At 40.4% G+C, this 23298-nt stretch carries 27 protein-coding genes and 1 tRNA gene; 11 read left to right on the top strand and 17 right to left on the bottom strand.

From position 1 onward, the window contains the following. From fmt to POV26_RS05220, 3 genes are all read left to right on the top strand, one after another. Complete coding sequence (gene fmt / locus POV26_RS05230; RefSeq protein WP_272855418.1) at positions 1 to 951, top strand: methionyl-tRNA formyltransferase; 951 nt, start codon at positions 1 to 3, stop codon at positions 949 to 951. Positions 952 to 1131: 180 nt separating this feature from the next. Continuing rightward, positions 1132 to 1404 (top strand): HU family DNA-binding protein, encoded by a 273-nt coding sequence (locus POV26_RS05225; protein WP_272855417.1) that lies wholly within the window; start codon positions 1132 to 1134, stop codon positions 1402 to 1404. A gap of 206 nt (positions 1405 to 1610) precedes the next feature. Then, a complete protein-coding gene (locus tag POV26_RS05220) occupies positions 1611 to 2171 on the top strand; it encodes a YqgE/AlgH family protein (protein WP_272855416.1) in 561 nt (186 codons plus the stop codon). Here the strand turns inward: POV26_RS05220 and POV26_RS05215 are convergent. Together POV26_RS05215 and POV26_RS05210 are read right to left on the bottom strand one after the other, a co-directional pair. Further along, positions 2168 to 3013 carry an aminotransferase class IV gene (locus POV26_RS05215; protein ID WP_272855415.1) on the bottom strand — a complete coding sequence of 282 codons (846 nt, stop codon included), beginning with the start codon at positions 3011 to 3013 and terminating at the stop codon, positions 2168 to 2170. The two genes, POV26_RS05220 and POV26_RS05215, sit on opposite strands and share 4 nt — an antisense overlap. A gap of 56 nt (positions 3014 to 3069) precedes the next feature. After that, positions 3070 to 3456: an START-like domain-containing protein gene (locus POV26_RS05210; protein ID WP_272855414.1), complete on the bottom strand. Its 387-nt coding sequence runs from the start codon at positions 3454 to 3456 to the stop codon at positions 3070 to 3072. A gap of 202 nt (positions 3457 to 3658) precedes the next feature. Here POV26_RS05210 and POV26_RS05205 point away from each other — a divergent pair. The 3 genes from POV26_RS05205 to POV26_RS05195 all read left to right on the top strand — a co-directional run bounded on the left by POV26_RS05205 (position 3659) and on the right by POV26_RS05195 (position 4730). Then, positions 3659 to 3732 (top strand) — tRNA-Met (locus tag POV26_RS05205). A 255-nt stretch (positions 3733 to 3987) separates the two neighbouring features. Next, positions 3988 to 4590, top strand: a complete 603-nt coding sequence (locus POV26_RS05200) for a hypothetical protein (RefSeq protein WP_272855413.1) — start codon at positions 3988 to 3990, stop codon at positions 4588 to 4590. Next, on the top strand, positions 4587 to 4730 hold the full coding sequence (locus POV26_RS05195; protein ID WP_272855412.1) for a hypothetical protein: 144 nt from the start codon (positions 4587 to 4589) through the stop codon (positions 4728 to 4730). The genes POV26_RS05200 and POV26_RS05195 overlap by 4 nt, the downstream gene beginning before the upstream one ends. 14 nt (positions 4731 to 4744) lie before the next feature. On the opposite strand, the gene hisS is transcribed toward POV26_RS05195, so the two are convergent. Then, the gene (gene hisS / locus POV26_RS05190) at positions 4745 to 6115 is read right to left on the bottom strand and encodes a histidine--tRNA ligase (protein WP_272855575.1); all 1371 of its coding nucleotides are present in this window, start codon (positions 6113 to 6115) and stop codon (positions 4745 to 4747) included. Positions 6116 to 6406: 291 nt separating this feature from the next. On the opposite strand from hisS, the gene POV26_RS05185 reads away from it, so the two are divergent. Further along, a complete protein-coding gene (locus POV26_RS05185) occupies positions 6407 to 7648 on the top strand; it encodes an ABC transporter permease (RefSeq protein ID WP_272855411.1) in 1242 nt (413 codons plus the stop codon). Positions 7649 to 7740: 92 nt separating this feature from the next. Here POV26_RS05185 and POV26_RS05180 read toward each other — a convergent pair whose 3' ends face one another. The 4 genes from POV26_RS05180 to rpsF all read right to left on the bottom strand — a co-directional run bounded on the left by POV26_RS05180 (position 7741) and on the right by rpsF (position 9519). Then, a complete protein-coding gene (locus POV26_RS05180; RefSeq protein ID WP_272855410.1) occupies positions 7741 to 8214 on the bottom strand; it encodes a DUF6495 family protein in 474 nt (157 codons plus the stop codon). A 104-nt stretch (positions 8215 to 8318) separates the two neighbouring features. Then, entirely contained in the window at positions 8319 to 8864 is a 546-nt protein-coding gene (gene rplI, locus POV26_RS05175; protein WP_272855409.1) for a 50S ribosomal protein L9, read from the bottom strand. 16 nt (positions 8865 to 8880) lie between these two features. Then, positions 8881 to 9177, bottom strand: a complete 297-nt coding sequence (rpsR, locus tag POV26_RS05170) for a 30S ribosomal protein S18 (protein WP_272855408.1) — start codon at positions 9175 to 9177, stop codon at positions 8881 to 8883. A 3-nt stretch (positions 9178 to 9180) separates the two neighbouring features. Beyond that, positions 9181 to 9519, bottom strand: coding sequence for a 30S ribosomal protein S6 (rpsF, locus tag POV26_RS05165; protein WP_111845983.1), 339 nt, complete (start codon positions 9517 to 9519; stop codon positions 9181 to 9183). 212 nt (positions 9520 to 9731) lie between these two features. Here rpsF and POV26_RS05160 point away from each other — a divergent pair, with 212 nt between their 5' ends. Beyond that, positions 9732 to 10445, top strand: coding sequence for a LytR/AlgR family response regulator transcription factor (locus POV26_RS05160; RefSeq protein ID WP_272855407.1), 714 nt, complete (start codon positions 9732 to 9734; stop codon positions 10443 to 10445). Here the strand turns inward: POV26_RS05160 and priA are convergent. The 4 genes from priA to nadC form a co-directional block, all read right to left on the bottom strand. Next, positions 10442 to 12892 carry a replication restart helicase PriA gene (gene priA / locus POV26_RS05155; RefSeq protein ID WP_272855406.1) on the bottom strand — a complete coding sequence of 817 codons (2451 nt, stop codon included), beginning with the start codon at positions 12890 to 12892 and terminating at the stop codon, positions 10442 to 10444. The genes POV26_RS05160 and priA overlap by 4 nt on opposite strands. Before the next feature lie 101 nt (positions 12893 to 12993). Next, on the bottom strand, positions 12994 to 13422 hold the full coding sequence (locus POV26_RS05150) for a DUF2147 domain-containing protein (RefSeq protein WP_272855405.1): 429 nt from the start codon (positions 13420 to 13422) through the stop codon (positions 12994 to 12996). 120 nt (positions 13423 to 13542) lie between these two features. Next, positions 13543 to 14454: a YihY/virulence factor BrkB family protein gene (locus POV26_RS05145; protein WP_272855404.1), complete on the bottom strand. Its 912-nt coding sequence runs from the start codon at positions 14452 to 14454 to the stop codon at positions 13543 to 13545. Continuing rightward, on the bottom strand, positions 14451 to 15311 hold the full coding sequence (nadC, locus tag POV26_RS05140) for a carboxylating nicotinate-nucleotide diphosphorylase (protein ID WP_272855403.1): 861 nt from the start codon (positions 15309 to 15311) through the stop codon (positions 14451 to 14453). The genes POV26_RS05145 and nadC overlap by 4 nt, the downstream gene beginning before the upstream one ends. Before the next feature lie 98 nt (positions 15312 to 15409). On the opposite strand from nadC, the gene rlmH reads away from it, so the two are divergent. Next, positions 15410 to 15883, top strand: a complete 474-nt coding sequence (gene rlmH / locus POV26_RS05135; protein WP_272855402.1) for a 23S rRNA (pseudouridine(1915)-N(3))-methyltransferase RlmH — start codon at positions 15410 to 15412, stop codon at positions 15881 to 15883. 125 nt (positions 15884 to 16008) lie between these two features. Here the strand turns inward: rlmH and POV26_RS05130 are convergent, their stop codons facing one another. Genes POV26_RS05130 through POV26_RS05120 form a run of 3 tightly spaced genes read right to left on the bottom strand, consistent with a single transcriptional unit; the run spans position 16009 to position 17268 of the window. Continuing rightward, entirely contained in the window at positions 16009 to 16317 is a 309-nt protein-coding gene (locus tag POV26_RS05130) for a DUF6122 family protein (protein WP_272855401.1), read from the bottom strand. Between the two features lie 7 nt (positions 16318 to 16324). Beyond that, a complete protein-coding gene (locus POV26_RS05125; RefSeq protein WP_272855400.1) occupies positions 16325 to 16789 on the bottom strand; it encodes a DinB family protein in 465 nt (154 codons plus the stop codon). After that, positions 16789 to 17268, bottom strand: coding sequence for a DUF6036 family nucleotidyltransferase (locus tag POV26_RS05120; RefSeq protein ID WP_272855399.1), 480 nt, complete (start codon positions 17266 to 17268; stop codon positions 16789 to 16791). The genes POV26_RS05125 and POV26_RS05120 overlap by 1 nt, the downstream gene beginning before the upstream one ends. 414 nt (positions 17269 to 17682) lie before the next feature. On the opposite strand from POV26_RS05120, the gene POV26_RS05115 reads away from it, so the two are divergent. Both POV26_RS05115 and POV26_RS05110 read left to right on the top strand, forming a co-directional pair. Next, positions 17683 to 18240, top strand: coding sequence for a transposase (locus tag POV26_RS05115; RefSeq protein WP_272855398.1), 558 nt, complete (start codon positions 17683 to 17685; stop codon positions 18238 to 18240). 672 nt (positions 18241 to 18912) lie between these two features. Next, positions 18913 to 19227 carry a hypothetical protein gene (locus tag POV26_RS05110; protein ID WP_272855397.1) on the top strand — a complete coding sequence of 105 codons (315 nt, stop codon included), beginning with the start codon at positions 18913 to 18915 and terminating at the stop codon, positions 19225 to 19227. 206 nt (positions 19228 to 19433) lie between these two features. Here the strand turns inward: POV26_RS05110 and POV26_RS15430 are convergent, their stop codons facing one another. The 3 genes from POV26_RS15430 to POV26_RS05095 all read right to left on the bottom strand — a co-directional run bounded on the left by POV26_RS15430 (position 19434) and on the right by POV26_RS05095 (position 22930). Further along, positions 19434 to 20051 (bottom strand): putative phage abortive infection protein, encoded by a 618-nt coding sequence (locus tag POV26_RS15430; protein WP_473087625.1) that lies wholly within the window; start codon positions 20049 to 20051, stop codon positions 19434 to 19436. A gap of 505 nt (positions 20052 to 20556) precedes the next feature. Then, positions 20557 to 22752 (bottom strand): methylmalonyl-CoA mutase, encoded by a 2196-nt coding sequence (gene scpA / locus POV26_RS05100; RefSeq protein WP_272855395.1) that lies wholly within the window; start codon positions 22750 to 22752, stop codon positions 20557 to 20559. Further along, positions 22745 to 22930 (bottom strand): hypothetical protein, encoded by a 186-nt coding sequence (locus tag POV26_RS05095; RefSeq protein ID WP_272855394.1) that lies wholly within the window; start codon positions 22928 to 22930, stop codon positions 22745 to 22747. The genes scpA and POV26_RS05095 overlap by 8 nt, the downstream gene beginning before the upstream one ends. Between the last annotated feature and the right edge of the window lie 368 nt (positions 22931 to 23298).

Raw genomic sequence — 23298 nt, 5'->3', positions numbered from 1 at the left:
ATGCCGAAAGATTTAAGAATCGTATTTATGGGAACCCCCGATTTTGCGGTAGGAGTTCTAAAAGAAATGATTGAAGCCGGTAAAAATATTGTAGGGGTCATCACCGCTCCCGACAGACCCGCTGGCCGCGGAAGAAAATTAATGGGCTCGGCGGTGAAGGAGTACGCGCTTTCCCAAAATTTGAAAATTCTTCAACCCACAAATTTGAAAGACGAAACTTTTTTGGAAGAATTAAAAGGTTTACAGGCCAACCTTCAAGTTGTAGTGGCTTTCCGGATGCTTCCAAAAGCGGTTTGGCAAATGCCCAAATTGGGCACTTTCAACCTGCACGCTTCGCTGCTGCCCCAATACAGAGGTGCCGCACCTATTAATTGGGCCATCATCAACCAGGAAAAAAAGACAGGTGTAACCACCTTTTTTATAGACGAAAAAATTGATACCGGTGCCATAATAGCAAATAAAGAAGTGAGGATTGAAAAAGGGGAAACTGCGGAGACACTTCACGATAAGTTAATGCAGAAGGGAAGCGAACTGGTTTTGGAAACACTCAACCTCATTGAAAAAGGGAACGCAGCTCCAAAACCACAACCCGAAAGCGACGGCTTAAAAGACGCACCAAAACTGACCCCGGAAAACACACGAATAGACTGGACAAAACCCGGGGACGATATAGACGCCTTTATACGTGGGCTTTCTCCCTATCCTGTGGCTTGGTCAATCCTTCATAACAATGGCGAAACATTAAAAACAAAAATTTACGAAGCATCTTTTGAAAAGGATGATCACTCTTTTGAGCCGGGAACCATTAAAACTTCAAAAAGGGAGCTAAAAGTTGCGTGCCCGGATGGTTACATTATTATTACTGAAATACAACTTCCCGGAAAACGAAAAATGGAAGTTTCGTCACTCTTAAATGGGTATTCTTTTGCCGAAGATTGCAAACTAACGTAAACCCTTGTCAGCACTGATTTCATTAAAAAGCCGAAAAAAGCCCCATGTTTATTAACAAACAGCCCAAGTTATCAACAAAATCAGGGATTTACAGCGTGGTTACTTGCCTGAACGGATATTCCTATTAAATTTGTAGGGCAATTAATCGAAGTTTAACCAACAATTTAATTTAAAAAAATTATGAACAAATCAGATTTAATCGATGCAATGGCAGCTGATGCCGGAATTACAAAAGCTGCTGCCAAGAAGGCATTAGAGTCTTTCTTGGGCAACGTTCAAAGTTCCCTTAAAAAGGGTAACAGAGTATCCCTAGTAGGTTTCGGATCTTGGTCAGTATCAAAAAGAGCCGCCAGAGAAGGAAGAAACCCTCAAACTGGTAAAACCATTAAAATTGCTGCTAAAAAAGTAGTGAAATTCAAAGCTGGTTCAGATTTACAAAACAGCGTAAACTAATTGTAAAATATTTTACAAATTTTTTAAGAAACCTTCTTACCAAATAACTTGGGAAAGAAGGTTTTTTATTTTGCTGATATTTAGTTATTTAGAATACCGTAACGTTTTATAGCTTTTAATCAATAAAATATAATTTAAACATCATTTTAGTATTTTTTTGGTAATCTTAAATTTAATACTTAGATTTATTTAACCAAAAAAACAAAATGACCACCTTAAAACCAGCCAAGGGACTATTATTGGTTGCTGAGCCATCCATTATAGGGGACGTTTCCTTTAATCGTTCCGTAGTGCTTTTAGCTGAATATAACGAAAACGGTTCGGTTGGTTTTATTCTTAACAAACCCTTAGAACACAAGCTGCGGGACTTTGTTCCCGAAGTAAACTCAAGGCTTCCGGTATATAACGGCGGGCCCGTGGAGCAGGACAATCTTTATTTTATTCATTGCATCCCAGAAATTATTCCAGACAGTATTGAAATTTCCAACGGAATCTATTGGGGCGGCGATTTTAGCGCTATTATCGATTTGCTGAAGGAAGACAAACTGAAAAAAGACCAAATCCGTTTTTTCCTTGGCTACTCCGGCTGGGAAAGCGAACAGTTGGAACAGGAACTGGAAGTGAATAGCTGGGTAGTGGTCCCAAACAACTACAACAATACCATCATCGGCAAAAGCAATATAAACTTTTGGAAAGAAAAGATGATTGAGTTTGGCGGCGATTATGTTTTGTGGTCCAATGCCCCCGAGAACCCAAGTTTCAATTAACCCATTCGTGCCTTTAAATTCAGTTTTGGCAACAATTGTTTGGCCATTTCATTTCCAAATTTCTTTTTGCGATATTTTGTTACAGAAACAATGCCCTGGATTGTGTTGGTTATAAAAATTTCATCGGCCTTCTGAAGTTCAAAAGGAGAAATTGAAGCTTCTTCAAATGCGAAATCGTGCATTTTCTTAAAAATAGCAATCAGTTGTTTTCTAAGAATCCCATTGAGGCAACCATCAGTTAGTGGCGGTGTTTTTATTACGTTCCCGGAAATTAAAAACAGATTGCCGTTGAGCGCTTCCACCACTTGTTTCTTTTCGTTCAACAACAAGCAGTTTTGAAAATCATTCTCTTTCGCAAAAATACTTCCCAATATGTTTATAAGCCTGTTATTGGTTTTTAAGGTTGAAAGCAATCCCGAAGTGATGTAATGATCCTTAAAAAGCTCAACTTCATAATCCGTTTCGTATAAAATATAAAAAGGTGTGTCTAGTTTTTCATAGGAAATTACATATTCAATGTCATTGGTATTTGGCGTATATTTTCCTCCCGTTTTGCGCCAAACAAGCAACTTTACCCGAATTGACGCTTCCATTTTTCCTGTTGAAGAAATGGTCCGTAAAATTTCCTCCTCCAAAAATTCCATTGTAAAATCCATTGGAATCTCCATCCGAAGGATGCGCATGGAGGCCATCAACCGAAAGTAATGATCTTCCCAAAAGTATATTTTTCCTCCTGAAAACCGCAAGGTTTCAAAAACTGCATCGCCATAATTTAGGCCCCTATTGTCTATTGCGATAGTAGCTTTCCCATTTGCAATCAGCGTTCCGTTTATATTGACCATAAAAAAACCGTCCTTTTTTAACGGACGGTGCAAAGGTATTATATTTTAAAGGGATTTTAGGTTGAACCCAAAATTGACTTAAGGTTGGAAATCATATTCTCCCAGAGCATTTTTCCTTCTTCCACTTCATCTTCCTCGGCAAAGTCGGTTACCATTAAGGAGACGTCCTTGGTAATTTCGTCAACCTGGATACGAAGTTCAAAATAGAACTCTTCCCCTTCGTCCTCAACCCATCTAAACTTAATGCGTTCCGGGCTTTTTTTGCTCAGGAGTTTTGCGCGTTCCTCACTTTGGGCCCAAATAAAAGTGTAATATTCGCCCCTTGAGTTTACGTTGTCTGCGTACCATTCGGAAAGTCCCGAAGGCGTTGAAATATACTGGTATAAAAGTGAAGGGGAAACCTGAATGGGGAATTCCATTTCATATTTTATTTTGTCTTCCATAGCTTTCTGTTAGTTGATGCCCAATATATAGATATTAATCTTAACCTCAAATGAAAGATTGAAAATTTTTCTTTTAAAAAAAGCAAAGAGAAAGGCAAAATAATTTCAATAAAAACAGAACTTAATATTTGCGACAGATAATTTTGTTTCTATCTTTGCACCCGCCTAAGCAAAATGCTTTGGCAGCATGGGCCGAAAATATGGCGAGGTAGCTCAGCTGGTTAGAGCGTCGGATTCATAACCCGGAGGCCTCGGGTTCAAGTCCCGATCTCGCTACTATAAACCTCTTCAGAATTGAAGGGGTTTTTTTGTTTCTCCTTTAGTCGAAAATTTCTTGCAAATTTCCCGATTATTCTTACTTTTGTTAAAAATGAGTTAATAACTTATTGAAAGACATATTGATATAGGTATTACAAAGGTTTATTTTTACCACTTAACCCTTAAAAACCTATATTATGAAAAATTATTTTTTTGCATTTTTAATGCTAGCGGGTGTTGCAGTAAGTTGCACCCCAGAAAACCAAATTAGCGATGAACAACAAATCGAGAAACACAAGGTTTGCCCTCCAGGAGACAGAAACTGTAACGGGATTCTTGACAATCAAGAATAGCAGTAAGATAAGTTTTTACATAACGTTTCTCGCAATTGTAGCGATTCTATCGCCGTTCTTGCATATTTTTTATCTTCTTAATGACAAAGAGGGCATATTTGGTTTTGCATTTATGTCCTCTTTTATGTATTCCCTTAGCCTTCCGCTAATGGCTATTTGTTCGGGTCTATTATTGAAATTTGTGGCTGGACAATTATCCCAATTCAGTGTGTTTTTTAAATTTATCAGCCACTCCTTCCTTTTTGTGGGAATCTTTTTTATGATCTATACCTTTGTGCCAATAACAGACTTTTCCACATCTGTATATTTTATCTCATTGTTCATACTTTCCGTAGTACTAACTTTTGCCGCCCATTATTTGCACAAGGCCGTGCTGACTACCGAACAACGCCTTAAAAAAATAATATCAAAACTTTTCGATTTTATAATTCTTGAAACTCCCCGCAAACACGTTTCAGAGGAAAAACAGATTGACTATGTTATTTCCTATGAAAAGATTATTAACGAAATTGGGGATGAATGAATGAAACATTGAAAATCTTGACAAAACTTCGCATTGCCGGGATGCTCTCTGAAGCGGCAAGGCTTGAGGTTGAAAAAAAGTTACTGGAAAAGCCAAAACCGGAGATTCCGGAAAACAACGCCAATATTAGCCTGAGCTAAAAATTGGAATTTTCCTAGCTTTTAAGAAACGCCTGCAATTCTGAATAATCCATTTGGAATTGTTCCCCACTTTTCATGTTTTTGAGCGTAAATGACTGCGCTTCCATTTCCATTTCGCCAGCCAATACGGTAAAAGGAATATCGCGTTTATCGGCATAGCCCATCTGTTTGCCCATCTTTGTTGCGTCAGGATATAATTCCGCTTTAATGCCAACGCTGCGAAGTTTGCTTATAGCCTTCATGGCGTACATAGCTTCCTTTTCACCAAAATTTATAAAGAGTGCTTTGCTGTTTTCCGATACCGTTTCTGGGAAAAGATTGAGTTCCTCCAAAACCAAATAAATCCGGTCCAATCCAAAGGAAATGCCCACACCGCTCATATTCCTTAATCCAAAAATACCGGTAAGGTCATCATACCTGCCGCCACCGCCGATGCTGCCCATATTTACCTTTGCCGGGGCAGAAACCTCAAATATGGCCCCGGTATAGTAATTTAGGCCGCGGGCGAGCGTAACGTCAATTTCCAGTGAGGCTGTCTGCAGCCCAAGTGTTTCAATAGTATCGGTAATAAAGGTCAATTCCTCCGCGCCTTTCATTCCAATTTCTGAGGTGTGGAGCATTTCCTTTAATGAATTTATTTTTTCTTCATTACCACCTTTAAACGAGAACAATGGCTGTAATTTTTGCAAAGCATCTTCCGAAATACCTTTTTCGCGCATTTCTTTTTTCACACCTTCCTCCCCTATTTTATCGAGCTTGTCCAGCGCCACGGTAAAATCTATCAGTTTGTCTTCCGCGCCAATGGTCTCGGCAATGCCGCTCAGTATTTTTCGATTGTTGATTTTTAGGGTTACGCCTTTTAAACCGAGTTTGCTAAAAACGGCATCGTACAATTGTACAAATTCAACTTCCTGCCAAAGCGAAGTGGAACCCACAACATCGGCATCGCACTGATAGAATTCGCGAAAACGCCCTTTCTGTGGCCTATCTGCACGCCAAACGGGTTGTATCTGGTAGCGCTTAAAGGGAAAGATTATTTCGTTTTGGTGTTGCACAACGTAGCGTGCAAAGGGAACTGTAAGGTCGTAACGGAGGGCTTTTTCTGAAATACTCGAAGTTATACTATTGCTGTCTTTTTTGGAATATAACTTTTCATCAACTTTTGACAAATAATCCCCACTATTCAAAATCTTAAAAATCAACCGATCGCCCTCTTCGCCGTATTTACCCATAAGGGTTTCGCTGTTTTCAAACGATGGTGTTTCAATAGGCTGAAAACCATATAGTGAAAACGTTTCCTTGATAATATCAAAAATATAATTGCGGCGCGCGACTTCCTCAGGACTGAAATCGCGGGTACCTTTTGGGATGGATGGTTTCAAAATAGATTTTAGATTTTAGACGTTAGATTTTAGAGTGGTGAGTAGTGGGGAGTGTGGAGTGTGGAGTGGGTAGAGGGTAGCAAATTTAACACAACTCCACTTCCTCATACCTCATACCTCATACCTCATACCTCATACCTCATACCTCATACCTCATACCTTCAAAAAGCAAATATCTTAAATAAAATTGATGTTTTCCACAATTAATTACGGGCGAGTGTGATTCTTGCCTTCGCAGGAATTCTGTAACTTTATCCAGCGTTTGCAGTCTAACGAGAAACACAAACTAAAAATATGTTTTCACTTTTCTGGGAAAATGTCCGTATCGCACTGGATTCCATCAAAAGCCAATTGTTAAGGACCATTTTAACCATTGTTATTATTGGGATCGGCATTTGGGCGCTCGTCGGAATTTTGAGTGCCGTTACCGCACTGGAAAATACCATTTCGGGCAATTTTGCCTCGATGGGTGCCAATACCTTCAATATCCAGCAATACGAATTTACCGTCCAGACAAACAGAAGTGGCGAAAGGGAAAAAATAAACCCCATAATCAGCTACAACAACGTTCGCGAATTTTTGGACAAATATGAATTTCCCGCAACCAAAACTTCGCTCTCCTTTCAGGGAACCTCTGTTGCCGAAGTAAAATACGGTGCTGAAAAAACCGATCCCGAAGTGCAGGTTTACGGCGTGAACGAAAATTATTTGGAAAATACCGGAACCGAAATTGACAAGGGAAGAAATTTTACCATCTTCGACATCCAAAACAACAATAAAGTGTGTTTGATAGGTTCTGATTTTGAAAAAAATCTTTTTAAAAATGAAGATCCAATCAACAAAACAATCAGCATCCGCGGGGTGAAGTTCAAGGTTATCGGCCTACTGGAATCAAAAGGCTCAACCTTTGGAAACAACCAAGATCTAAAGGTCTTGATCCCCGTACAGGTTGCCCGTGGCATCTATACACAGCCAAACATAAACTACAACATAAGCATAAAAGTGGACGACAAGCAAATGATGGAGGCCGCACAGGATGAGGCCATCATTACTTTTAGAAATATTCGCGGATTGAATCCCGTGGAAGAAAATAACTTCGGAATTGAGCGCAGCGACGATTTGATAAACCGGATCGCTTCCATTACCCAATATCTGGAAATTGCAGCTTGGATCATTAGTATTATTACCATTCTCGGCTCTTCCATTGCGTTGATGAACATCATGCTGGTTTCGGTAACGGAACGCACCCGTGAAATTGGCGTTCGCAAAGCTTTGGGCGCGAAGCGTTCCACGATTTCCACCCAATTTTTTATGGAAACCATTGTGATCGGTCAGTTTGGAAGTATTTTGGGTATTATTCTGGGAGTGCTGACCGGATTTGCTTTTGCCAAAATCTTCGAATTTGATTTTTCGCTGCCATGGGCGGCCATGATTTGGGCGACAATTATTACGTTTATCGTTGCCGTGATTGCAGGTTCTTATCCCGCCTCGAAAGCAGCCGGACTGGATCCTATTGAAAGTTTGAGATACGAATAGGGGGAATTCCAAATCACAAATTCCAAATCACAAAGTTGAATTCAATTGGAATTTGGAATTTGGTGCTTACGAAATTTGGCGCTTGCGCAAATTTATTCTTTTAGTAGTTCACTAAAATAATTGTAAAGTTCTCCTTTCGTTATAACAGAACCCTGCTGGATCAACACAAAAACATCCTTGTTCCGATCGTCCTTTATTGCTTTAGTTGAAGTATAAAGATTCACCGCATCATCGTGCAGGTTTTGCTGAAGCCATTTGTAGCCGTATTCCGTTGTAATATCTATATTCCCATCTTCTATTTTTATAGCGATCAATTCTATGAATGCCTCCGTAATGTGGAAAAGCATCAATTGGTTGGGCGAAATGTGTTCCAAATACTTCACCTTGCTTAAAACGCCTTCCCAGATTAAGTCGCTAAAAACATCCAATTCCTGTTCAGCTACTTCGGGTTTCTCGGCCTTCAGCTTTCTCCACTCATCAGCGGTGATGGACTGTGTGGCAAGAAAATTTATAAATTCTTGGTGCAGTTCCTCAAACTGTTCCTTTGTCAACCTGGCGTATTTCATATCCGTTATCTATTATCCGTTATCTATTTTATAGTGAAAGTTTTTTCCAAATAAAAAACCTTCCCCGAGAACGGGAAAGGTTTTATAGAAATCAATCGTATATTTTAGTTTTCTTCGGAATTGTCTTCCGGTTTAACTTCCGCTGAAACTTCCGGTTGTGGCTCTGGCTTAGCTTCTGCCTTAGGTTTTTTAACCTCTGGCTTGGCTTCGGCAATTACATCAAATGTCAGGGTGCTCACAACATCTCTGTGGAAACGGATGGTGGCATCGTATTGACCGGTACGCTTAACAGTTCCGCCCGCAACGGCAATGTATTTTTTCTCGATGGAAACACCTTCTTTTTCAAGGGCTTCAGCAAGATCGCCGTTAGTTACTGAACCAAATAATTTATCACCTTCGCCTGTCTTGGCGGTAATTTTAATTTCAAGTCCATTTAGTTTTTCAGCTTGTTTTTTAGCTTCGTCAACTACTTTCTTTTCTTTGAAGGCGCGTTGCTTCAACGTTTCAGCCAATACTTTTTTAGCCGAAGGGGTTGCAAGTACTGCGTGCCCTTGTGGAATTAAAAAGTTTCTTCCGTAACCGTTTTTCACGTTTACAAGATCATCTGCAAATCCCAGATTTTCTACGTCTTTCTTTAATATAAGTTCCATACTGCTTTCTGGTTTTTTATTTTAATAAATCGGCTACGTAAGGCATAAGTGCCAAATGGCGAGCTCTCTTAACGGCAACTGCCACTTTGCGTTGGTACTTCAAAGAAGTTCCGGTAAGTCTTCTCGGAAGGATTTTGCCTTGCTCGTTTACGAATCTCAATAAGAAATCCGGATCTTTATAATCAACATATTTAATACCGGACCTTTTGAACATACAGTATTTCTTGGTCTTGTTGGTCTCTATGTTGAGCGGGGTAAGATATCTGATCTCTCCGTCTTTTTTTCCTTTTGCTTGTTGTTGTAGTGTGGCCATAACTTATGCTGATTTTTTATCGCGGTTTCTTCTTTTTTCTGCCCAAGCAATTGCGTGCTTGTCAAGGCTTACTGAAAGGTAGCGCATAAAACGCTCGTCCCTTTTAAATTCAGTTTCTAGTTCGTGTACTACTTCGCCATCAACGGTGTACTCAAAAAGGTGATAAAAACCACTTTTTTTGTTCTGGATTGGGTAAGCAAGTTTTTTCAAGCCCCAATTTTCCTTGGATATCATCTTAGCACCTTTAGAAACAAGAAGATCTTCGTATTTCTTTACTGTTTCCTTTATCTGGTCTTCAGATAAAACGGGATTTAAGATGAAAACAGTTTCGTAATGATTCATAAAAAATCTATTAAAATTAATGATTAAATCCTTGGCCTTCTGCCAAAGAGGGTGCAAAAATACTATTTTATTTATTATTTTCAAACCAAATCTTAAATTGTATTTAGATTTAGTGGTTTTAGACAAAGTGTATATTTTTTTCGACTAAAGTCAAAAAAAGTTGCATTTCATCGATTATTTGCATATTATTGCCTTAAGCAAAACCTACTATTGTGGAGAAAACAATACTTAAATGTGCAATTGTAGATGATTCTACACTGCAACGGCTTTCCATAGTGAAGCTTATTCAAATGCACCCATCCCTTAAACTTGTTGGGGAATACAAAAATGCCGTGGAAGCAAAAATGGGCCTCGCTTCTACTGAGATTGACCTTGTTTTTTTGGATATAGAAATGCCCATTCTCTCTGGATTTGATCTCTTGGACGATATTCAAAAGAAGCCCCAAGTTATTTTTGTTACCGGAAAAACCAAGTACGCCTTTAAAGCATTTGATTATGATGCGGTAGATTATCTTCGGAAACCCATCGCCAAAGATCGCTTCTTAAATGCCGTTCACAAAGCCATCAACAATTACAAGCTAAAAAATGAAGAAGGCTTTGACGATGAAGATTTTATCTTCGTGAAAAGCAACCTAAAGAAAAGAAAGGTGTTTTTGAACGAATTGCGTTATATTGAAGCGTTGGGAGATTACGTAAAATTGGTTACCGAGTTCGACTCACTTGTGGTGCTTTCAACCATGAAAGCGTTTCAGGCGCTATTGCCGAGCGATCGTTTTTTGCGGATCCACAAATCCTACATTGTGAATTTAGACAAGGTGCAACGCTACAACAGCAAGACCATTGAACTGGACAAAGACAAACTGCCTTTGAGCCGGAACAGAAAAGCCGATCTTGTTGAAGCACTGGCAGCCACCCAGAACGCTTAATAATTATCTACATCTATAGTTACGCGAACGCTTGAAAATTCCTTGATGGAATTGAAACTGCGCTGTACGTTTTCTATGTATTTCTTCGTTTTTTCCAACGATTGCTTCTTTGGGATTTTAACGAGAAGATTTATTATGTATTTGTTCTTAATGCGACCAATTGGCGGTGGCTCAGGCCCCAAAATATTTTCCTTGAACCGAATTTCCAGCGATTGCCCAAACCACGTTGACGCCTTTTGAACACGCGTCAAATTTTTATCCTTAAAAACAATCTTTATGGTCCTATAAAAAGGCGGGTATTTATAATTGTAGCGTTCTTCCAACTGTTCCTTATACATTCCTTCATAATCGTTTACGCTAACCTGCTTTAAAATTTGATGGTACGGATTATATGTCTGTATCAAAACCTTGCCGCGCTTTTGGGTGCGCCCTGCCCTGCCCGCCACTTGTTGCAACAATTGAAAACTGCGTTCGTGCGCCCGAAAATCGGGGAAATTCAAAAGATTGTCGGCGTTCATCACGCCCACCAAACTTATGTTTCTGAAATCCAAACCCTTGGCCAGCATTTGCGTGCCCACCAAAATATCGATTTCCTCGTTTTCCAGAGCCTCGATCAATTTTGAATAGGAATGCTTTCCTTTAGTGGTATCTTGATCCATCCGCGCGACTTTATGGTTTGGAAACAAGGTTTTCAATTCCGTTTCTATCTGTTCGGTTCCAAAACCTTTGGTGTCCAAGGTTTCACTGCCACAGGCTATGCAACTTTGCATCATAGCCATGTGGTAGCCGCAATAGTGGCAGCGCAACTGGTTTTTATGTTGATGGAAGGTTAGGCTAACGTCGCAGTTTGGGCACTGTGGCGAAACGCCGCAGGTGGTACACTCCACAACGGGCGAAAAACCCCTTCTGTTTTGAAAAAGAATTATTTGCTCGCCATTTTTTAAAACTTCGTGCATTTCTTCCAAAAGCCTATCGCTGAAATGCCCTTTCATCTGTTTTTTACGATTTTTTTCCTTTATATCAACCAATTCAATTTCTGGCATCAATACATCTCCGAAGCGTTTTTTCAATGTTGCCAATCCAAACTTTCCAGATTTTGCATTGTGATAACTTTCCAGTGAAGGTGTTGCCGAGCCCATCAATAATTTCGCTTTGTGAAGATGGGCCAAGACAATGGCGCTGTCGCGGGCATGGTAGCGTGGCGCCGGGCTGTATTGTTTAAAGGATGGTTCGTGCTCTTCGTCAACAATAATGAATCCCAAATTTTTAAAAGGAAGAAATAACGAGGAGCGCGCCCCAATGACCAGCTGGGCTTTCGGTTTTTCGGCAAGTACGTTGTTCCACACCTCAACCCGTTCGTTTACCGAAAACTTTGAGTGATAGACCGAAATATTTTCCCCGAAATATTTTTGAAGACGCGCAATCAATTGGGTGGTCAGGGCAATTTCGGGAAGCATATATAAAACCTGCTTTCCGGAAGCGAGCATTTTTTCGATGAGCCGGACGTAGATCTCGGTTTTTCCGCTGGAAGTAACGCCATGGAGCAAGACCACGTTATTAGTGGCGAAGGAAGTTTTTATTTCTTCATAAGCTTTAGCTTGCGGTTCGTTCAACGTTTTTATTGCTGAGGAAGCTTCGCCGGAAAATTCCACCCGGTCGTGCTGAATGTAATATTCCTCCAAAACACCTTTATCGATAAGCGACTTCAAAGTTGCCGCAGAGGCTTCGCTTTTCTTTTGAAGTGCTATGGAACCGATGGGCTTTTTGGTTTGGCTGTTCAGCATAAAAAGATTCATCAAAACTTCGCGCTGCTTTGGAGCCCGATTCAACGAATCCAAAAGGTCTCGGAGTTTTTCTTCGGAAGTGTATTGCTGCGAAAGCTTTATGTAGCGCTTCAGTTTTGGCGTATATTGTTCGTAAACCGTCTCTTCAACTTCAACAATTCCTTTTTCGAACAGTTTTTTTATTACCGAAACAACGTTCCTTTTATCGAGAATGGAACGCACGTCATTTATATGGAGGGACGACTGATGCTGCAAGGCTTCAAAGACCAAAAATTCTTCATCGGTCAACGACTTTTCATCCCAATCCTTTTCCGTGGAAAGTTTTATTATTGTTTCGCTTTCCAGCAAAAATGCGCTCGGCAAGGCCGCTTTTATTACTTCGCCCAAGGAACACATATAGTACGTGGCCAACCATTCCCAATGCTTCAGTTGGAAGCTTGTGATTATCGGCTCTTCATCCAAAATATGGTCAATGGATTTGGTTTCGTAACCCACCGGGGGTTGATCGTGGACTTGATAGACAATGCCCGTATAAACCTTTGATTTTCCAAAGGGAATCGCCACGCGCATTCCCGGTTTCAGAAAGGCAGCTTCGTCCCTGTTAACGCTATAGGTGAAGGTCTGCTTTAAGGGAATTGGGAGAATGGCGTCTATGAAGTACACGGCTGTTTTGAGTTGGATGTTAAGGGTTAAGCGTTATGTGGTTATTGGTATTAAAAAAGGCCACCAAAAGCGGTGGCCTAAAGATACTATTTTTAATGTTTTTACTTTACGCGCGTCCAAGTTTGCGTTCTGCCCAAAAGTGAAAAACCGATATAGCCGCGAACATCCAATTTGTTTGGGCCATCAAGTTCTATATAGCATTTATAGACTTTTCCGTTGTTAGGATCCATTATGGTTCCCCCATTGTATTCGTCGCCATCTTTTTCAAGGCCTTTTATTATTACAATTCCCAAAATGGGTTTTCCCTTATCGGAACCAGGGCATTGATCGCAGGTGGCGTTTCTTTTGGCAGGGTTCAAAATCTCTACTACTTTGCCGTAAACTTTTCCGTTTTCTTTATAGATTTCAACGATTGATTTTTCTTCACCGGTTTCGTCATCAACGGTTTTCCATTTTCCGGTAACGTCCTGTGCCACGGCCGTCATAACGGTAAGCGCAACGAGGGAGATAGTTAAAAGTACTTTTTTCATCTGTTTAAATATTTTGAGGATTAAGAAGATGGTATGCCCATCCCGATAGCTATCGGGGCATCTTCTATTGGTTTATTATATGTTAGTGGGCATCTGATAGTTAAAAAATTAGGTTTAGGGTTACATTTTTTCTTTTAGTCGCTTTATGGAAATGTTCAGTTCAAAACCCAGCAACAAGAGGTTTGCGTTTATCCAAATATATAACATCAAAATTAAAAGTGCACCAATGGAACCGTATAACTCGTTATAATTTGAGAAATTATTTATATAGACCCCAAAAAAGTATGTGGTAAGCAGAAACAGCACCGTAGTGGTTACTGCCCCAACCGAAAAAAAGCTGGAAGACCTTCCTTCCTTGGTGCCGAAATAATATAGGGTGGCTATCACAACATAGATCATTATTACAAAAACCAGAAATTGAAAGAACGAAATCCAGAAAACGTCATTGTCAATATAGGCCTTGGACTGCAGGTCGTGGATGATATATTCTCCATAAAGAATGACCCCTACCGAAGTTAACAACAACAATGCCAAGAAAATGGAAACCACCAATGCCACAAAATACTGCCTAAAAAAACTGCGGTTGATGGTTACATGGAATGAATATTCAAAAGCACTGAAAATAGCATTTACCCCATTTGCGGATAAAAATAGAGATAGAAAAAACACAAAGGATAATAAACCAGCCCTTGGGTTTACGGCAATATCGGCAATTATTGGATAAAAAAACTGTGTGGTTTGTGCAGGCAATAAGGCTTCAATAAATATTAAGAAACGGGTCTGGAACCCTTCAATTGGAATATATGGGATCAAGTTTAGCAGAAACAGCAAAAAAGGAAACAGCGCCAGAAAAAAACTGTAGGCTATGGAACTGGCTCGCGGCGAAAAAGAACCTTTCAGTATTCCTGTGCCATAAATTTCCAACAAATGATACAGCGAAAACTCCCCCAGACCGGGAAGTTTTATTTTTTTACTGAGCCGCACCAAATCACGAATGACCGGAATGTTTATTTCCTTTTCCTCCCCGCTCATTTAACCGCTTTTAGGCTCAAATCCATATTGTGGACTGAATGTGTCAACGCGCCGCTGGAAATATAATCCACACCACATTCGGCATATTTTCTGGCGGTTTCCAACGTGATTCCCCCACTGGACTCTGTAAGACATTTTCCGTTTATTAATTTTACCGCCTCGCGTGTATCTTCATAATTGAAGTTGTCTATCAAGATCCTGTAAACGCCTTCTGTTTTAATGATTTCCTCGATTTCTTCAAGATTTCTTGCTTCAACTATAATCTTGAGGTCAAGCTGATTATCCTTTAAATATTTCTTTGTCTTTTCAATCGCCTTCGTTATTCCACCGCAGAAATCGATATGGTTGTCTTTTAGCATTACCATATCGTACAAGGCAAAACGGTGGTTCTCCCCGCCTCCAATCTTTACCGCCCACTTTTCCAAGGCTCGGATGCCGGGCGTGGTCTTGCGGGTGTCGAGGATTTTTGTGTTTGTGCCCTCAAGCAGTTTTACGTATTTATTCGTTTTAGTGGCAATGGCGCTCATACGCTGCATGGCATTCAAGACCAATCTTTCCGACTTTAAGATAGATTGCGACAGGCCCGAAACATAAAATGCCACATCATCATACTTTACGGGGCTTCCGTCCTTTATTTTAATATCGATCTCAAGTCCCGGATCTACATATTCAAAAACCTGCCGGGCAAATTCCACGCCGGCAATGATGCCTCCATCTTTCACCAAAAGTTTTGCGGAACCGCGCGCATCTTCCGAAATGCAGGCCAGTGAGCTGTGGTCGCCATCGCCCACATCCTCGCGGATGGCGTTGGCGATGATGATGTCTATTTCTTTGTTGAATTGTTTTTCTGAAATCATAGCAAGGAAATTTCAGCTAAAATAACAAAAAGAGTTGGCAGTATTCAGTTTCAGTAGGCAGTTATGCAAAAACCTTTAAAATCCATTACTTTTGAAATATGAAAATAACACTGCTCGCCATAGGCAAGACCGACAACAAACAACTGCAAAGCCTGATGGATGACTACACCAAGCGCCTTGGATTTTATATTGCTTTTGAAATGGAAGTGATTCCCGATGTGAAGAATGCGAAGAATCTTTCCGAAGCACTTCAAAAACAAGCAGAAGGTGATGAAATTCTGAAGCGAACTTCTACTGCCGACGTGTTAATACTACTTGACGAAAAGGGAAAAACCTATACTTCCGAAGGGTTTGCGCAGTTTCTTCAAAAGAAAATGAACAGCGGGTTGAAAAACCTAATTTTCGTAATTGGTGGTCCGTATGGGTTTAGCGATGCCGTTTATGAACGTGCCAACGGGAAGATTTCGCTATCCGCAATGACCTTTTCGCACCAAATGGTTCGGCTTTTCTTTATTGAGCAGCTGTATCGCGGGTTTACTATCCTTCGGAATGAGCCGTACCACCATCGGTAGGGATTTTTTTATTCGGGACCTGCCTGCCAGAGGCACGACAGGCAGGTTTGGAATTTGGAATTTGGTATTTGGTATTTGGTATTTGGTATTTGGTATTTGGTATTTGGTATTTGGTATTTGATATTTCAATTCCATTGGCAATCTATATAGTCCGTAAACATGTGAAATAATAATCCCACAGCGATGATCCTAGTTTTCCTAAAGAATAACAATACCACATATCCTGCAATCGCCCAATAGGTGTGCAACGGGTGGAAGTTGATGCTGCAACGGCCGGGATCGAAAATTGGGGTGGCGAGGAGGTGATCCAAATCTACTAGCATCGTTGCCAGCATAATGAGCCAGGCTTTTTTCCATTCCTTTCTGAAAAAAATATAAGCTATAAGGCCGGGAGCCAAAAGATGCAACGTATAGTGTACCAGCGTTTGTAGCATCGGCAGGTTACGGATTGGTTATTTTTGCCAATAAGACTATCTGCCCCAAATGATAGGCATCGTGCTGGAGGATGCCGTGGATGTGCTGATAATAGGTGAGTTTGTTTACCGGATATTTATTGATAAAATCTGCCTCATTAAAAGTACTAAGGAAATAGAGCCATTCCTTTTGGGTTCTTTCCAAGGTTTCGAGGGTTTGTTGCCACGCTTCTTCGGAAGTATCTTTTATCTTTTCTATATAATTGTTTGACGGGGTTTCAAGCACTTCGCCCTGTACTCTTTTCAATACATTTTCGCGCCACGCTATCATGTGGTTTACGATTTCCCAGATGGTGTTGCCGTTTTTAATGGGGCGTTGTGCGGCCTGCTCTGCCGTAATAAGGCTGAGCGTATCCTCCAAGGTTACATCTATCCAAGGGTGGCCGTGATATAGGTCTATGAAAAGGGTTTGTATGCGGTGCGACTCGTTCATTATTCTTTGTTTTTTTTATGAAGCTGTTGTATATCCAAAAGGTCTATGGGACGACCAGATTTTATTTTACTTGTTATTAAATCTTCTAAAGAAATAACCCGCCAAATAAGTTGCTTATTGTTTTTTTCCAGTGTTACTGTTTCACTTTGTTTATAAGCTTCGTCAAATGATTTGTTTACCGAAAACTTCGTGATTAATTCGAGATCAAAATCTACGGGAGAGAATTTTACAGAGATATTCTGTTGCTTTTTTTTTACCGCTTCGGGAAAGTCGTCAATCTCAAAATCCATTTCTCGAAAAACTGCTACGAGTTTATCAAAATTTTCGGCAGAAGTATCAATCCAAAAATCGACATCGGCAGAATGGCGCTGATACCCATGAAAGTTTACTGCTGCCCCACCCACCATTAGCATTCTAACTTTGTGCTTTGTTGAAAGCATTATAAAGTTTTCAATAGCGGTATTCCAATCGCCAATCATTTTAATTGTATGTTAATGATAAAGTTTTCAGATTTGGAAGGCCTCTCTTTAACAGGAAGACTTTTGCTTTTCTGCATCAATTCAAAAAAAAGCCAAACCCGTTCAGATTTTGGGAGTTTTAGGAAGGCTTCCTCTTGCTGGCGGTTGCTTTCTTCTTTTGTTTGGAATTTTAGTTGCATCTTATCTATCCTGATTTCATTCAAAGATACTGAAATATTTTAGGAAGCCTCGTTGGTAGAATTCCACAATTGTTGGTGTGCGCCTGCCTGTTGCAGACAGGTTTGCAACGCGTAGCTTGCCTTTTGACAAAACAGCAGCCTGATGTGAGTAAGTTTGCGGACACACGTTGCAAACGTGCGCTACCATTTCAAATTTATTTGTCGCATAAATTAATTGGTTTTGTAAATTTATACAATGAGCAGAAAGTATAAATTCCATAATCCTACAGCGGCATACTTTGTTTCGTTTGCCACTGTTTACTGGATTGATGTTTTTACCCGTGAATACTATATGGTCATCTTGGCAAAGAGTATTGCATATTGTAGGGAACACAAAGGAATGGAACTCTTTGCGTATTGCTTTATGCCGAGCCATATACATTTTGTATTTAGAAGTAAAGATGATGAACCCGCTAAATTACTGGGCGATTTTAAAAAATTTACTTCAAAAAAATTGGTGAAAGCTATCGCTGAAAATCCTCAGGAAAGTAGAAAAGAATGGCTGTTATGGATGTTTGAAAGAGCCGGAAAAAAACAAAGTAATGTAAAAGGTTACCAATTTTGGCAACATCACAACAAACCCATTGAACTTTGGAGCACCCCAGTTATAAAGCAAAAATTGGAATACATACACAATAATCCCGTGGTTGCAGGTTTTGTAACTATTCCAACAGAATGGAAGTATAGCAGTGCGCGAAATTTTGCAGAACAAGATCCTACTTTTGAGATTGATGATATTGGATTTCTGGGTTGAAGTTTAACAACTATACTTTTAAGTGCTGGTGCGCGCCTGCCTGCGGCAGGCAGGTTTGCAACGCGTTCCTTGCCTTTGGCAAAACAGCAGCCTGATGTGAGTAAGTTTGCGGGCACACGTTGCAAACGTGCGCTATCATACATAACTTGTAAAAATGAAATGATATTGAAAGTTGAAGGCTGGTGCGCGTTTGCAACGCGTACCTTGCCTTTGGCAAAACAACAGCCTGATGTGAGTAAGTTTGCGGGCACACGTTGCAAACGTGCGCTAGCTGGGGGAAGATTTTGCTGTGGAATGTACAGTGCCTTCGTCATTTAGAAGGGAATTAGTGTGATGCTATCTGCATTTGTGCAAATGATGGCGGCCAGTATTCTCTTTTTTCAGTAACTTAGTATTTAAGAAATAAACAAAAATCTATAAATAACGTATCTATACACGTTAAATGATAAACCTTTAAACGTTGTATAACATACTTAAACACCATAATCAATAGGCTATAATACACTAAACAACGTGTTTGTACACGTTAAATAATAAACCATTGTACATAAAAAGCATACTATTTTAGGCAAAATATATACAATACGTATTTACTATAACCTTATTTTATAATATTAAACCAATCCTTAATTTTATTATATGACAACACCTTCCGAATTGAGTCCCCCAAATATGGGCCAACTCCTTAAGCAGGTAATGGATAAAAGGCGCATAAGTAGCGCAAGCTTGGCGCGGCAAATGAATAAGAACCGGTCCGGCGTTTATAACTACGATAAGCGCGCAAGCCTGCAGGTGCGCATTGTGTGGCAGTTGTCTAGGGTGCTCAAGCATAATTTTTTTGCAGATTTGGCCGCCCGACTTCCTGCCGACTATGCAACCAATTTACCCGCAGGCGCAAGTGCAATGGACCAGATTGCGCAACTGCAGGCCGAAAACCGCGACCTGAAGCTGCAGCTGGATTTGCTGAAGGATCTCTTGAGGAAGTGAGGCTGTTCAGGCCCCTGTCTGGGTCCGTTGGGTTCTTCTTATAAAGGCTCTGTAGCTGTGGAGCTTCCGTGCCTTGCCGCTGACAAAACTGGAAAACACTTTGAGTTATGTTGCGGGCACACGTTACAAACGTGAGGCAGCGAGGGGTCTTAGAGGTGTTTTTGTGGGTTTTGGTACGAGCAGGACGCTAATGATAGCCGGGAAAGTTATATCTCCAAAATTTCATTTCTAGATTTCAAAACTGAACCTTGTATTATCTCAATACCGTCAATAAATTTCGAATAATGTTTAGAATCTATATCAGGATACAACAAATCCTCTCTATTTAAATTTTCTATTATACCGTAATACTGAACTAATTTTTTCATTTTTTTAAAAAACAAAGCATTGTAAAATAAAAGAAACAATTCTTGTTGACTCATTTGTGCTTGTATAAAGTCTGCGTATCTTTTATATTTCCTTTCGATTCTATCCAGTTCTAAATTGTTACCATTAATAGAGAAATCAATTTTATCACCTTTTAATCCATCTAATTGTAACTGACCAATTTCTACTTCTTCTGTTTCTTTTAGGTATAATAAGATATGATAAAGGTTTCGAAAGTAATGTCCTAATTGATTGTTGAATTTATTAAAGGCTNATTTGTAAAAAACTTTACTTCTTAATTCTTTTTTATTAGAAATATCATCAAATGAAATAGAGTAATATTGAAAAAATTGTTGTTTTAATTCTAATTTATTTTTTTCGGATAACTCACTTTCTTTAGATAATTGTTTTTTATATGCTTTAAAACTTCTAATAAATTTATCTTTTTCATTCTGCATATATTTTTTAACTTCCTCAAAAACTGCGTGAGCTTTAAATATTTCGAGATTATAACTATCCAGGAAAATATCCTCTTTTCTATATTCCATTGACTGTCTAATATCATTTTGAGTCTTAATTAAATTGAAAAAAGTATTTTCAAATTGTTGAATTGAAAAAACCTCTCTTGTACTTTTTAATTCTTCAATTTGTAAACTCAATTCTCTACTTTGAAGCCTTAATGCCAGAAAAAAAAGAATTACTCCAGAGAATGACCATATAGTTCCTACTACACCTCCCATGTAATCTCCAATCATTCCGGTAGTTTCTACATCAATAGACTCACCATTTTCAACTATCTGAATTGATTGAGAAATATTTTTCAGGAAAGCATAAGTAATATATATCCCAGAAAGAATACTAATAATTGCTATAATCAATAGAAAAATACCAAGTACACCGTATTTTCTCAAATATCTAGGAAATCTCCAATAGGATAATGAATAAGTCATAATTTATAATATTTCACTCCACCCCCGCAATCAAAACCCCCAACATCTCAATAGCGGCATCACTAATGCGGGTTCCTGGGCCATAAACGGCTACTGCGCCGGCATCAAAAAGGTATTGGTAGTCCTGCGCGGGTATTACGCCGCCCACGATGACCATAATATCTTCGCGGCCGTACTTTTTTAGGGCCTCTATAACTTGTGGCACGAGGGTTTTGTGGCCTGCGGCGAGCGAGGAAACACCGAGGATGTGCACGTCGTTTTCCACAGCCTGTTTGGCGGCTTCGGCTGGGGTTTGGAAGAGTGGGCCTATGTCCACATCAAAACCTACATCTGCATAGCCTGTGGCTACTACCTTGGCGCCACGGTCGTGGCCGTCCTGCCCCATTTTGGCAATCATAATACGGGGGCGGCGGCCTTCAAGTTCAGCGAACTTGTCTGCCATTTGCCTTGCCTTATCAAAACTTGGGTCTTTTTTCATCTCTTTGCTATAAACACCGCTAAAGGAGCGTATTTGTGCCTTATACCTGCCGAATTCCTTTTCCATCGCGGTAGAGATTTCGCCAAGGGTTGCCCTGTGGCGGGCGGCTTCTACGGCTAAAGCTAATAAATTCTTATTCCCCTGAAAAGGGGAATCTGTTGAATTTGACCAACTTCGCGCATATTCAGTAATTGCGGCGAGTGCGGCTTCCACCTTTTTGGTATCGCGGGTGGCTTTTATGCGGTTAAGGCGTTCAATCTGCGAGGTGCGGACTTTTTGGTTGTCCACATCGAGGATTTGTAGCGGGTCTTCCTTTTCGAGGCGGTATTTGTTTACGCCAACTATGATGTCCTGTCCGCTATCAATACGCGCCTGCTTTCTTGCGGATGCTTCCTCAATGCGAAGTTTAGGGATGCCCGCCTCGATGGCTTTGGTCATGCCGCCGAGTTCCTCTACTTCCTCTATTAGCGCCCAAGCTTTGTTGGCGATTTCGTTGGTAAGGTTTTCCACATAATAACTCCCCGCCCAAGGATCAACCGTTTTGGTGATTTGAGTTTCGGTTTGCAGGAAAATCTGGGTGTTTCTTGCGATACGTGCGGAAAAATCGGTTGGTAGCGCAATGGCTTCATCCAAAGCGTTTGTGTGCAACGATTGCGTTCCACCAAAAACTGCAGCTGCTGCCTCGATGGCGGTTCGCGCCACATTATTGAATGGATCCTGCTCGGTAAGGCTCCACCCGCTGGTTTGGCAGTGGGTACGGAGGGCGAGCGATTTTTCGTCCTTTGGATTGAACTGTTTTACAATCTTGGCCCAAAGCATACGGGCAGCGCGCATTTTTGCGATTTCCATAAAGTGGTTCATCCCGATTGCCCAGAAAAAGGAAAGTCTTGGTGCAAAAGTGTCAATATCCATTCCCGCTTTTATTCCGGTGCGGATATATTCCAAACCGTCTGCCAAAGTGTATGCAAGTTCAATATCTGCCGTGGCGCCCGCTTCCTGCATATGGTAGCCAGAGATGGAGATGCTGTTGAACTTGGGCATATTCTTCGAAGTGAATTCAAAAATATCGCTGATAATTTTCATCGAGGGCGTGGGTGGATAGATGTAGGTATTGCGCACCATGAATTCCTTTAGAATGTCATTCTGAATAGTTCCTGCCAAATCTTTTGGCGAAACGCCCTGCTCTTCAGCAGCGACAATGTAAAAAGCCATAATGGGAAGCACGGCGCCGTTCATCGTCATGGAGACGCTCATCTTGTCCAACGGAATTTGGTCGAAAAGGATTTTCATATCCTCCACGCTGTCTATTGCTACGCCTGCCTTGCCCACGTCGCCCTCCACACGGGGATGGTCGCTATCGTAACCGCGATGGGTGGCAAGGTCAAATGCTACCGAAAGCCCTTTTTGACCGGCGGCGAGGTTTCTTCTGTAAAAGGCGTTGCTATCCTCCGCCGTTGAAAAACCGGCGTATTGGCGGATGGTCCACGGGCGGCGGACGTACATGGTTGAGTATGGTCCGCGTAGGTGTGGCGCGATTCCGGCTACGAAGTTTAAGTGTTTTAGATTGGCAATGTCTTCAGCTGTGTATTGCCTTTTAATTTCTACTTCCTCGGCAGTCAAAAAAGTTTCAGGTTTCGGGTTCAAGGTTTCAGGTTGACCCGCAGAAACACCCGTCTTCGGTACTCCGCCTTCCGTCACTAATTCTATGTGTTGTAAATTCTTTCTATCCATATACCATGTAGCTTCTCCAGCCCATATATACTCCAAAACAGAGCAGCAATATTGCCACAATAAAAATAAGGATGCGGAAATACCTATGGGTCGTTAATATTTTGTAACGGGTGAGCAGTGCTGAGCCGAGCACGATAAAGATGAGCCCTACAACGGTTCCTAATACTTCATTGTTCATAATTCTAATTTTAAACGTTCCTGTTCAGTGAATTCAGATAATCTTTTTTCTACAATCGGGGCGATTAGGGTTTTGGTGGGGTTGTGTTTTTTCTCAAATTAATTAAATTAAAATAATTATAAAAACTGCAAAGAGGGTCAATTGCAGGAATGAAAGGAAAATTGTAAATTTTAAGATCCTGTTAATTAATGATATATTGTTCATTTTATTTATGTAACTATGAAAATATATATGCCACTTTTCGGGAGTGTTCAATTAACTGTGTCATCCTATTTTATTCTATCACTAAAATAAGCATTCAAATCATTTTGTATAGCTGACCAATGAAAAATTTGTCCATTCCATCTGGTCTGGGCATTCATTATTGC

This window comes from Aequorivita todarodis (assembly GCF_028561335.1).
Classification (GTDB): domain Bacteria; phylum Bacteroidota; class Bacteroidia; order Flavobacteriales; family Flavobacteriaceae; genus Aequorivita; species Aequorivita todarodis.
This window is presented reverse-complemented; position numbering and strand designations above follow the sequence as displayed.

Excerpts from the sequence above, each read along its gene's own strand:
- POV26_RS05145 (WP_272855404.1), bottom strand. The coding sequence starts at position 14,454 with ATGAGCGGGGAGGAAAAGGAAATAAACATTCCGGTCATTCGTGATTTG.
- POV26_RS05195 (WP_272855412.1), top strand. The coding sequence starts at position 4,587 with ATGAATGAAACATTGAAAATCTTGACAAAACTTCGCATTGCCGGGATG.
- POV26_RS05180 (WP_272855410.1), bottom strand. The coding sequence starts at position 8,214 with ATGAAATACGCCAGGTTGACAAAGGAACAGTTTGAGGAACTGCACCAA.
- POV26_RS05220 (WP_272855416.1), top strand. The coding sequence starts at position 1,611 with ATGACCACCTTAAAACCAGCCAAGGGACTATTATTGGTTGCTGAGCCA.
- fmt (WP_272855418.1), top strand. The coding sequence starts at position 1 with ATGCCGAAAGATTTAAGAATCGTATTTATGGGAACCCCCGATTTTGCG.
- nadC (WP_272855403.1), bottom strand. The coding sequence starts at position 15,311 with ATGATTTCAGAAAAACAATTCAACAAAGAAATAGACATCATCATCGCC.
- POV26_RS05200 (WP_272855413.1), top strand. The coding sequence starts at position 3,988 with ATGAACAACAAATCGAGAAACACAAGGTTTGCCCTCCAGGAGACAGAA.
- POV26_RS05125 (WP_272855400.1), bottom strand. The coding sequence starts at position 16,789 with ATGAACGAGTCGCACCGCATACAAACCCTTTTCATAGACCTATATCAC.
- POV26_RS05110 (WP_272855397.1), top strand. The coding sequence starts at position 18,913 with ATGGGCCAACTCCTTAAGCAGGTAATGGATAAAAGGCGCATAAGTAGC.
- scpA (WP_272855395.1), bottom strand. The coding sequence starts at position 22,752 with ATGGATAGAAAGAATTTACAACACATAGAATTAGTGACGGAAGGCGGA.
- POV26_RS05115 (WP_272855398.1), top strand. The coding sequence starts at position 17,683 with ATGAGCAGAAAGTATAAATTCCATAATCCTACAGCGGCATACTTTGTT.
- POV26_RS05120 (WP_272855399.1), bottom strand. The coding sequence starts at position 17,268 with ATGATTGGCGATTGGAATACCGCTATTGAAAACTTTATAATGCTTTCA.
- POV26_RS05215 (WP_272855415.1), bottom strand. The coding sequence starts at position 3,013 with ATGGTCAATATAAACGGAACGCTGATTGCAAATGGGAAAGCTACTATC.
- POV26_RS05130 (WP_272855401.1), bottom strand. The coding sequence starts at position 16,317 with ATGCTACAAACGCTGGTACACTATACGTTGCATCTTTTGGCTCCCGGC.
- rplI (WP_272855409.1), bottom strand. The coding sequence starts at position 8,864 with ATGGAACTTATATTAAAGAAAGACGTAGAAAATCTGGGATTTGCAGAT.
- rpsR (WP_272855408.1), bottom strand. The coding sequence starts at position 9,177 with ATGGCCACACTACAACAACAAGCAAAAGGAAAAAAAGACGGAGAGATC.
- POV26_RS05150 (WP_272855405.1), bottom strand. The coding sequence starts at position 13,422 with ATGAAAAAAGTACTTTTAACTATCTCCCTCGTTGCGCTTACCGTTATG.
- POV26_RS05225 (WP_272855417.1), top strand. The coding sequence starts at position 1,132 with ATGAACAAATCAGATTTAATCGATGCAATGGCAGCTGATGCCGGAATT.
- rpsF (WP_111845983.1), bottom strand. The coding sequence starts at position 9,519 with ATGAATCATTACGAAACTGTTTTCATCTTAAATCCCGTTTTATCTGAA.
- POV26_RS05210 (WP_272855414.1), bottom strand. The coding sequence starts at position 3,456 with ATGGAAGACAAAATAAAATATGAAATGGAATTCCCCATTCAGGTTTCC.
- POV26_RS05185 (WP_272855411.1), top strand. The coding sequence starts at position 6,407 with ATGTTTTCACTTTTCTGGGAAAATGTCCGTATCGCACTGGATTCCATC.
- rlmH (WP_272855402.1), top strand. The coding sequence starts at position 15,410 with ATGAAAATAACACTGCTCGCCATAGGCAAGACCGACAACAAACAACTG.
- POV26_RS05095 (WP_272855394.1), bottom strand. The coding sequence starts at position 22,930 with ATGAACAATGAAGTATTAGGAACCGTTGTAGGGCTCATCTTTATCGTG.